The organism is Okeania sp., assembly GCF_983059655.1.
Genome location: NZ_CEZPJD010000281.1, coordinates 1 through 9,452, shown reverse-complemented (window position 1 = coordinate 9,452; position 9,452 = coordinate 1). Strand labels below are relative to the sequence as shown.

The 9,452-nt window shown below is 34.5% G+C and carries 7 protein-coding genes and 1 pseudogene; 3 read left to right on the top strand and 5 right to left on the bottom strand.

What is annotated here, in order from left to right; all coding sequences use genetic code 11:
- Nucleotides 1–396 precede the first annotated feature (396 nt).
- The gene (locus AC3DU7_RS16500; protein WP_488040417.1) at nucleotides 397–2,475 is read right to left on the bottom strand and encodes a cation:proton antiporter; all 2,079 of its coding nucleotides are present in this window, start codon (nucleotides 2,473–2,475) and stop codon (nucleotides 397–399) included.
- An 882-nt stretch (nucleotides 2,476–3,357) separates the two neighbouring features.
- On the opposite strand from AC3DU7_RS16500, the gene AC3DU7_RS16495 reads away from it, so the two are divergent.
- From AC3DU7_RS16495 to AC3DU7_RS16485, 3 genes and pseudogenes are all read left to right on the top strand, one after another.
- A complete protein-coding gene (locus tag AC3DU7_RS16495; protein WP_488040416.1) occupies nucleotides 3,358–5,214 on the top strand; it encodes an SUMF1/EgtB/PvdO family nonheme iron enzyme in 1,857 nt (618 codons plus the stop codon).
- A 413-nt stretch (nucleotides 5,215–5,627) separates the two neighbouring features.
- Entirely contained in the window at nucleotides 5,628–5,879 is a 252-nt protein-coding gene (locus AC3DU7_RS16490) for a helix-turn-helix domain-containing protein (protein WP_488040415.1), read from the top strand.
- 68 nt (nucleotides 5,880–5,947) lie between these two features.
- A pseudogene (locus AC3DU7_RS16485) lies at nucleotides 5,948–6,242 on the top strand (winged helix-turn-helix domain-containing protein); the annotation flags it as partial.
- 80 nt (nucleotides 6,243–6,322) lie between these two features.
- Here the strand turns inward: AC3DU7_RS16485 and AC3DU7_RS16480 are convergent.
- The 4 genes from AC3DU7_RS16480 to AC3DU7_RS16465 form a co-directional block, all read right to left on the bottom strand.
- Nucleotides 6,323–7,033 carry a hypothetical protein gene (locus AC3DU7_RS16480; RefSeq protein ID WP_488040414.1) on the bottom strand — a complete coding sequence of 237 codons (711 nt, stop codon included), beginning with the start codon at nucleotides 7,031–7,033 and terminating at the stop codon, nucleotides 6,323–6,325.
- Nucleotides 7,034–7,116: 83 nt separating this feature from the next.
- Nucleotides 7,117–7,293: a hypothetical protein gene (locus AC3DU7_RS16475; RefSeq protein ID WP_488040413.1), complete on the bottom strand. Its 177-nt coding sequence runs from the start codon at nucleotides 7,291–7,293 to the stop codon at nucleotides 7,117–7,119.
- 344 nt (nucleotides 7,294–7,637) lie between these two features.
- Complete coding sequence (locus AC3DU7_RS16470) at nucleotides 7,638–8,081, bottom strand: peptidoglycan-binding domain-containing protein (protein ID WP_488040412.1); 444 nt, start codon at nucleotides 8,079–8,081, stop codon at nucleotides 7,638–7,640.
- A 599-nt stretch (nucleotides 8,082–8,680) separates the two neighbouring features.
- Entirely contained in the window at nucleotides 8,681–9,373 is a 693-nt protein-coding gene (locus AC3DU7_RS16465) for a hypothetical protein (RefSeq protein ID WP_488040411.1), read from the bottom strand.
- Nucleotides 9,374–9,452: the final 79 nt, after the last annotated feature.

Sequence of the window (9,452 nt, the reverse complement as noted above, 5' to 3'; positions counted from 1 at the left end):
TGAATTATTGAATTATTAATTATTCGGTAAAGAAGATAAAACAGCATTAAATAGTAGCTTTCTATAAAAATTAATGGATATTCAAAACAGGATTTTTTGATGATAAAAAAACTTTATCTAGATTGACATATTATTTAAAAATACTATCTACAGAGATTGTGCTAGAAATAAAGCTTCAGAACAAATTTGGATAATAACAATTCCTAAAAGTAACGCTATACTTTAGTAAGACTTTAGTTATTAACTAATCAAAACAGGTAGAATCACTTTTTCGCTAAAAATAGCTCAGTTAATGTTAATTATTCTTGCTTTTTACTTCTCCCTGTACGGACGTTGCATGCAACATCCCTACCCACTCCCCCATTCCCCCACTCCCCTACTCCCTACTCCCTAAAATTAACAATAAGGTTCTCCAAATATCACTACTGAGCAAGTAATTTCTGACAAAACTTTAGTAGTAACATCACTAACAGATAATCCTGCCGCAGTACGTCGTCGCATCGAACGTAATACTACTAATTGATATGATTTTGCTGCCTTACTAATTACAGGAGCAACATCATCATAAGGAATAATTTTAATTCTCGATTTTACCTCAGTTTTTCCTTGAGAAATAAGCTGAGAAAGTTGGGAATGAAACTTAGTAACTTGTTCTTTAGAAGTCTGGCGATCGCATACATGAAGGAGAGTTACAGAAGCTTGATTAGTACTAGCAAAAAGTTGAGCAAAACGTACAGTTCTTAATGCCTGAGGAGTAATATTTTTAACAGGTACTAAAATCCTATTAATATTCATTGGATTTTCCAATAAACGTACCACAGCTACGGGACAATGAGCAGACCAAAATACCCGGTCTATTATATTTCCAAATAAACGAGCCTTAATACCAGTAGTATTGTGCCAACTCATGACAATTAAACTAGAATTTTTTTCCCGTGCTGTGCGACTAATACCCTTAGCAAAATCATCATAAATTCTGATTTCTGGAGTAGCTTCAACTTCAAAATTTTGACTAGTTTCTAAAGCAGAACTTAACCTTTTACTGCTCTGTTGTAAAGCCAAATTTAACTGAGGAGAATCCATATTTACGTAACCTTTTACTATGGATAAAGGAATCATTAAACCTCCCTCATGCTTTGCCAACATTACTGCCATTTCAATTAAATATTTTGTTTTTTCTACAGAAAAATATACTGGCACTAATACAACAAACTTTTGGTTAACAACTCCATCGACTTTATCTGTAAAACTATCTGGAGCTTGCTGATGAGTTTCCCACCAAATCAAAGAATTATCCGATGTAAAATCTACCTCTGGTAAGGAAATTTTACTCGCAAATTTAGCAGTAAGAATCGGACCTAAAATAGAAGTCACCAACATCAAAAAAATTACACTATTAAATATTACCTCTGGCAAAATTCCTACTTGCAAACCCACCAATGCAGCAGCCAAAGTAGCAGCAACTTGTGGCATAGATAGAGACCACATACTCATCGTTTCATGCCAATTATATCGATAAATATTTTTTGCCAAAAACGCAGCCAAAAATTTACTCCCAAGCAAACCCAAAATAATAGATAAAGTTAATTCAAAGCTAGTTAAAAAAGTATTAACAAAAGCCGACATATCCAGCAATAATCCCATATCAACAAAAAAACAGGGAATAAATAAAACACTACCAACAAACTCTATTTTTTCCTTAACCGGACTTTTGCCCACCACATCATTAACTGCCAAACCTGCCAGAAAAGCACCAACAATTTGATCGACATTAATCAATGTTGCACCCAAAGCAGCAATAAACACAACCAACAAAACAAACAAAAATTGATTACTTTCTTGATTAGTAGTTCGCCGGAAAAATTGTTTACCTACCCATTGAAAACCCCAAAGAATTATTGCTGAATATATCGCCAAACTTCCCAATTGAATTGCCAAACTAATCACCGAAAAATTACCAGCACTAATCGATACACAAATTGCCAGAACTAATAAAGCAGCAATATCAGTAAAAATAGTCGCCCCAATAGTAACAGTAATTGCTTGATTTCCCACTACACCCAACTGTTGAACAATGGGATAACCTAAGAGAGTATGAGAAGCAAGTAAAGAACCTGTTAAAATCGCACCATTCCAACCCAAACCAAATATTTTGGCAATTAATGTACCAGTAACAAGTGGGAATAAAAATGTAGCAACGCCAAAACCAAGAGAGCGGTCTTGATGTTTTTTAAACTCTATTAAATCAATTTCTAATCCGGCGACAAACATCAGATAAACTTTACCAATATCTGATAATAATTTCATCGTTTCTGTTTCGGGGTCGAGTAAATTTAATCCATCTCCACCTAAAAAAATTCCTGCTACTAATAAACCAACTAATCCAGGAAGTCGGAGACGCTCAAACAGAGGTGGAAGAGTAAGAATTACTAATAAAAGAATCGTAAATGTAACAATCGGATTTTGTGAAAGCACCTTTGTTATCCCCTAATAAAAAAATATCCTATTACCTCTACTTTATAGTAAAGAGTATGGCGCTACGCGTAAGTCAGAAGTCAAAAAGAAGTTAGATGTAATCCCTGACTTAATTTGAGCATTTATAAATTTCCGCGCCCTATTTGCGTAGTGCTATAAAAATTGAAGAAGGAAGAAGAAAAAACTGGATGGGTATAGTTTAAATCTGTTACTTTAGGGTATGGGCATTTTTAGGACAATCAGAAAATAACTTATGCACAAAAAACAGGATTTTTAAAAGAAGCGATCGCCTAAATTATGGGTTTACTAAAAATTAGTGAAAATAATTCTTTTATTTGTAGTAGAGCTTTAGCCCTTAAGTATTTATTTTATTTCTCAAGTCCTACTACTAACTAGATACTGATAACTGATAAAAGGTGGGTTGACAAGAAAACTTGACATGATATTATAAGTATAATGGAAAAGGTGCGCTCATATATACTCAAATAAATTAGGCCTAAAAAGCCATATTTTCCTAACTTAACAGCAAAATTAAATTACACAGTTTGGAAAAATTTTGAAACAAAGCTAGGCAGTGTAATGAAGAACTCTAATTGCCGATCTATAAATTACTAAATACTGAAAAAGTGGGTTGACAAAAAAACTTGACATGATATTATAAGTATAATGGAAAAGGTGCGCTCATATATACTCAAATAAATTAGGCCAAAAAACCACATCCAATAACTTCCGCACTAAAATAATGAATGGTTAATAATGAGCTTAATTCTTTAATTGCTAATTGTTGAAGAATAGCTGATAACTGATGACTGAATAAGAAGAAGTCTAATAACTGGTAACTAATAACTAAAAAAGCTGATAACTGATAACTGATAACTGAAAATGCAGTCTGGAAAAATCCTGAGACAACGCTACAAAATTATTCAGTCCCTCGGAAGTGGAGGATTCGGAGATACCTATTTAGCTGAAGATTTAGATTTACCAGGAAAACCGAGATGCGTAGTCAAACATCTCAAACCCAAAAGCTCAGACCCAGGAATTTTAGCTACTGCCCAAAAATTATTTGAGAGAGAAGCAGAAACTTTATACAAACTAGGCAAAGACTCAGACCAAATACCAAAATTATTTGCCCATTTCCAAGAAGGAACAGAATTTTACCTAGTACAAGAATATATAGAAGGGCAAGATATAAGCAAAGAACTAACATCAGGGAAAAAATTAAGCGAGTCTTACACAATTACCTTACTCAAAGGAATATTAGAAGCATTAGCAGTAGCTCATCAAAATAATATAATTCATCGAGACATCAAACCACAAAACTTGATGCGTCGTAAGTCAGATAGCAAAATAGTATTGATAGACTTTGGAGCAGTAAAAGAAATAAGTGTATTGACTACCAACCAACCAGGAACAACTATTTTAACTGTAGCAGTTGGAACACCTGGATATATGCCAAGCGAACAAAGTAACGGCAAACCAAAACTAAATAGCGATATATATGCAGTGGGAATGGTAGGAATAAAAGCACTGACAGGAATTTCGCCAAACCAACTACCAACAGATCCAAATACAGGAAATATTATCTGGCAAAACCAAGCACAAGTAAGCGATGACTTGGCAAATATATTAGATAAAATGGTGCGTGAGTATTTTCAAGAACGCTATAAAAATGCTACTGAAGTTTTAGCAGCATTAAAAAGTATAAAAGCAGGAACAACAGTAAAATTATCTATCAGAACCCCACCCAATAAAAGGAGAAGACAAATATTGATATTAGTAGGTTTAGCAGGAAATGGTTTTGTCGCGGCAATGTTAACTAAAGATTTGTGGAATCAACCATCTCCAAAAAATATTCCTACTCCTGAACCAAAACTAACACCTTCCCCTCCACCACAGCTCAAAACTTCCATTCATAAATTTACTACTGTCAAAGTCAACAGCATAGGAGAAATAATTAGTCGCCGTCAACATCAAGCAGAAGTAATCATAGAAAACCTCGGTAATGGAGTAACCCTGGAAATGGTAAAAATTCCCGCAGGTAGCTTTATTATGGGGTCTCCAGATAAGGAAGCAGGGAGATATGATAATGAAGGTCCCCAACATAATGTAGATGTACCAGAATTTTTCATGGGAAAGTATCCAGTTACTCAAGCACAATGGCAAGCAGTTATGGGAAATAATCCTTCTAAATTTGAAGGTGAAAAGCACCCTGTAGAAACAGTAAATTGGTACAAAGCTACAGAGTTTTGTCAGAAGGTTTCACAAATAACAGGTAAAAAATATAGTTTACCCAGTGAGAGTCAGTGGGAATATGCTTGTCGAGCAGGAACAACCACACCATTTTATTTTGGCGAAACTATAACGACTGAGTTAGCAAACTACAATGGTGGCGAAACTTATGCTTCTGCACCAAAAGGAATAAATCGTGGAAAAACAACAAATGTAGACAAATTTCCTCCTAATGCTTTTGGTTTGTACGATATGCACGGGAATGTTTGGGAATGGTGCGCTGATGAATGGCATGATAATTATAATGGTGCGCCTACTGATGGCAGTGCTTGGTTAGATGGAAAAAAGAATCGTTCTCCACTACGGGGAGGTTCGTGGAGCAACTATCCTTTTCTCTGCCGTTCAGCTATCCGCCTCTACTACAATAGGCGTGTCGATCATGGTTATGATTTTGGTTTTCGTATTGTGTATGATTATGGGAGAACTGCTTTCACCTCTACTAAATGGTAAAAATTCATTTGTCCCTATAAAATATAACTTTTGACTTTTGATTTTTGCCAAAACTGCTGTAATACCAAGCGTGATAAATGTTTGTTACAAATGGTAGAAACAAGAAAGAAGGAAGAGGGAAGACCGAAGTTGGGGTAAATATTGAAAAAAAGGGAAAAAAGATAGAGATAACTATCTAAAATTAACTAGAGCAGCTATTTTTAAGCATATCCGATCAATATAGTAATCCTAAATGATTTGTGAAAAGCCAGAGATGGTATACTCTAATTAAATAATTAAACTTGAGTGTATCAATGTAAGGATGGAAGAACTAGATGAATTGATCGGGAGTAATCCTAACCCCCGTGAACTAAAACGAGCATTAGCAGTACAAATGGTATATCAAAGATACACCTACTATGAGATTCGCTAGGGTGCTAAAAGTATCAGTAGGTTTTATCAGTAAATGGAAGCAAATCTTTGAGGCCAAAGGAGTAGAGGGATTAGCTCTGAAACACAAGGGTTCAAGTGGTTATCTGGGTGAGATGGAGCGAGAGAAAGTACTCGATTGGCTCAAAGGAAAAAATTATTGGAATTTGCAGGAACTACAGTACCATATAGAGGAGGTCTACGGAGTAGTATTTGCATCAAGACAGAGCTATTATAGCACTACAAGTTTAGGTTAGGACATTTCTAAATCCACCAAACCCACTCACTGTTTACTGTTGCCTGTTGCCTGTTGCCTGTTGCCTAGCGCGTAGCGCTATATCAGTTATTTTCCGCAGCAGGAATCAGTTGGAAAAAGACTCAAAAAAGAAATCCCAAAGCCGAACCTGAAGTGGTGGAAAAAAAAACAAGAAATCCAAGAGTGGTTAGAAAAGCATCGCCAGGAAATAACTTTGGGAAAACTGCTAGTCTTTTTCCAAGATGAATGTCATCTGCTATGGGGAGATTTATGTGGTTATGTATGGGGGAACAGGAGTGAGCGAATCGAAGTACCAATGACTAATGAACATCAGAAACAGACCTACTATGAAGCTTTAAATCTCCACAGCGCGTTTCTTGATACTGAAATTGATTTTAGGTTTTCGGTCTAATTTAGGTTTTATAACTTAATTAACAAATGTAGTTAATATACGAACTTTTTACAATACGAAATCATCCGCTCTTCTGTCTTCTTATTTTTGGTGTCTTTATTTCCAAACAAGTAGTAGTCAAAATCAAACCAAACTTTGTAGATCCCATTTTTACTATGGTTTATATCAATACTAAATTTATCTACATCATTAGGAGGATATTTGAATTGCCTATCATCTAAAACTTTAGAGTCAGATTTTTGAGTTAAACTAGCACTGTATTTAAACTCTCCCATTATCATAGCACTTGTATCGGGTTCATTAGTTAATTGGGGACATTCTGAGTAATCCCAATTAATAGTTAATCTTTTGACAATAAAAGTACCACCAATATTTTGATTACCTATCTCTATGTCGGCATAACTACTACTGCTATCTATTTTATTCATATTATATGTAACTGTAGGTTCAATATTAGAATTATCAAGAGGTGGTTTTTCATCTGTAGGTGGAGGTTGAGTTGTAGTTGGAGTTGTAGTTGGAGTTGTAGTTGTAGTTGGAGTTGGAGATGATGTAAAGTTAAGAACAATACCAAGCACTAGAAGAAATAACCCTATAGGAATAGTAAATTTTTTTTGTTCTCGTGAAACCTCAATTATACCACCTATTTTTGTAACAAATCCTAAAATAATAATCAATAGTCCTGCCACAATTAGCATTGTTGGTATTTGCAAATCAAGTAATACTTTTATTACGTCTGTCATGTTTTTCTAAGTTCTTTAATTGTAGAATTTGACAACTTTATTCATAACTTAACTCACTGCAAGTTTCAAATGCAAAATCAGGTTCAGTACCAGGAAGTGCTGCACAAATTCACACAACAAAACCCAACAAAACCATTATTCTGCTCAAAAATAAACTCACTGTAATCAGCTAAGTAATCAAGTCCTACTAAATTTAGCCAAATCTCTAAACTTAACCAGACTGTTATTTTGACCAATAAAATTTTCCATCTAACTTGCATGGGAGTATTCTCCTCAAATCTCACTGTCTGAATAACTGAAGTCAGAAGTGGGAGCAGTAAACTCCCACACTTGGATAATACAACCCACATTCCGCACGTCAACTTGTCACATTAAAAGTAGTATATAAATTCCGAATTTAGTAAGTATTTATACTGTATGAATTATCGTCATTGACCTTTTTCAAGAGTCAAATTATCAGGAAAATATTAAGCATAAATACTCGCGCACACGCCACATATAAGCTGCACATCATTCCCTACTGACTACTGACTACTGGCTATTGACTACTTGCCCTTTATACTACGTTTTGTCGTGCGGAATGTAGGATACAAGCTAAAAATCGTTAGTCTTGAATCATATTGCTCATCAGAGCATACCAAGTTAAAGGACCGACAATGCCATCAACTTCTAAGGGCGTATTTTTTTGGAATCCCTTGACAGCTGCTTCAGTGTTGGAACCAAAAATGCTATCTACAACTAGAGAATAGCTCATTTCATTCAGGATCATTTGCAGACGTTTAACATCATCACCACTGCTACCCCGACCAATAGTAGGAGGCAGTAAAGCTCCCCAAGTTTGAGAACCAACAATACTATCCACTGTTAAACTTCGGTCTTTTTGGAACTGCTTAACTGCGGCATCAGTGCTAACACCAAAGATACCATCTGCCACTAAAGAACCATAGCCAGCATCATTGAGAAGGCTTTGTATCAGAGTCACATTATAACCGTTGCTTCCGTTGCGTAAAACTGGTAAAGAAAAAGAACTTGAAATACTTAATGTCATTGTTAATTCTCCTGTATTAGGATAGATGAGTATGAGAAATTAGATCGATTTGGTGAGGAACCCCAGGACTAAAGTCCAAGAGTTTGTACAGTCTTATTGCTAAATATCTAGAGATGTAGCAACAAGAATGTTTAAGTTTTAATAGGTGTATTTGAAGATAGCATCACCTAATACTTTCCATGTTTCAGGACCTACCACTCCATCTACTGTAATATCAGGCGATGGAAAAGGAAAAGTAGCGTTATAATTTTGTTGAAACTCAGCTACTATTTCATCATATTGGGCATCAAATATTACCTTATCGGTAATAAGATCCGGTCTACCTTGTTGCAGACCAAACCAATAGATTGAAGATAATAATTGTTCAATCAGATGAATCCTAGAAAATTTGTGTAAGTCCTGTTAAAATTTGTTAATCATCAGATGAATGGTAAAACATTTCGGGCAAATAATTAAATATTATCTAATTAAGAATCATTAACCAGTATGCACCATTCCCCAACTTTTAGTGGGGAATGTTTTTTTCCACTGAGAACTTTGTACTGTCCAGATCCTGACAATTTTATTTCAGTCAGGATAAAAATGGATACTAACTCTGATTAGTTGAATTTGCTAAATAAAGACCAACCCGAACTTACTTTAGGATAGCAATCTGGCTTTTTCTTGCCTGTGTGATATATACACAATTCTTTTGGTTTATAATTGTCTTTAAGCCATGTTTGCTTTTTCCTAGATTTATAAAATTGCTGTGCTTTTTCATTATTTATAGGCTTGTTGTAATTTTTAAAATTCCAATTTTTATAAAAGTTTTGTGCTTCTTCATTAGTTGTTAGTTTATGATTTTGAGAATACCAATTTTCAAAAAGGTTGTTTGCTTCCTTATCTGTTTCATCATTAACTGGAAAAAAATTAACAACTACAACTTCATTAGGTTCTGCTATAGCAACATGAGCTGATATAAAATTATTACTTGAGTCTCTTACTTCCCTTTTACTATTATAATTTTCAACTGGATGATTTGTCTTAAAAAAGTCTAATTCATTCCCATTGTATTTAACTTTAGTAATAAAGCCTTTTTTATCCCCTTTGTTTAGAAAATAATATGTGCATTGATAATTACCAAGAAGGATATGGCAACCATGAGTTTCTAATTCTAGTTTTGCATCACTTTTTGTAGTTTCAACATAAAAATACTTGCAAAGGTCAATAATAGCACTGCCAAAACCAGCGCTAATAATCATAGTTAAAACCCATCCCATAAAACCAGGCTGATATTCTTTAGTTTCTGACATAAGTAACCAAAATAAAGATTATGATTCAATCATCTAGAAAAGGTATGCTATACCTTTTATCAACTATTTTTAATAAGTA

Coding starts and splice junctions, on each gene's coding strand:
- AC3DU7_RS16495 (WP_488040416.1), top strand. CDS start 3,358: ATGCAGTCTGGAAAAATCCTGAGACAACGCTACAAAATTATTCAGTCC.
- AC3DU7_RS16480 (WP_488040414.1), bottom strand. CDS start 7,033: ATGACAGACGTAATAAAAGTATTACTTGATTTGCAAATACCAACAATG.
- AC3DU7_RS16475 (WP_488040413.1), bottom strand. CDS start 7,293: ATGCAAGTTAGATGGAAAATTTTATTGGTCAAAATAACAGTCTGGTTA.
- AC3DU7_RS16470 (WP_488040412.1), bottom strand. CDS start 8,081: ATGACATTAAGTATTTCAAGTTCTTTTTCTTTACCAGTTTTACGCAAC.
- AC3DU7_RS16465 (WP_488040411.1), bottom strand. CDS start 9,373: ATGTCAGAAACTAAAGAATATCAGCCTGGTTTTATGGGATGGGTTTTA.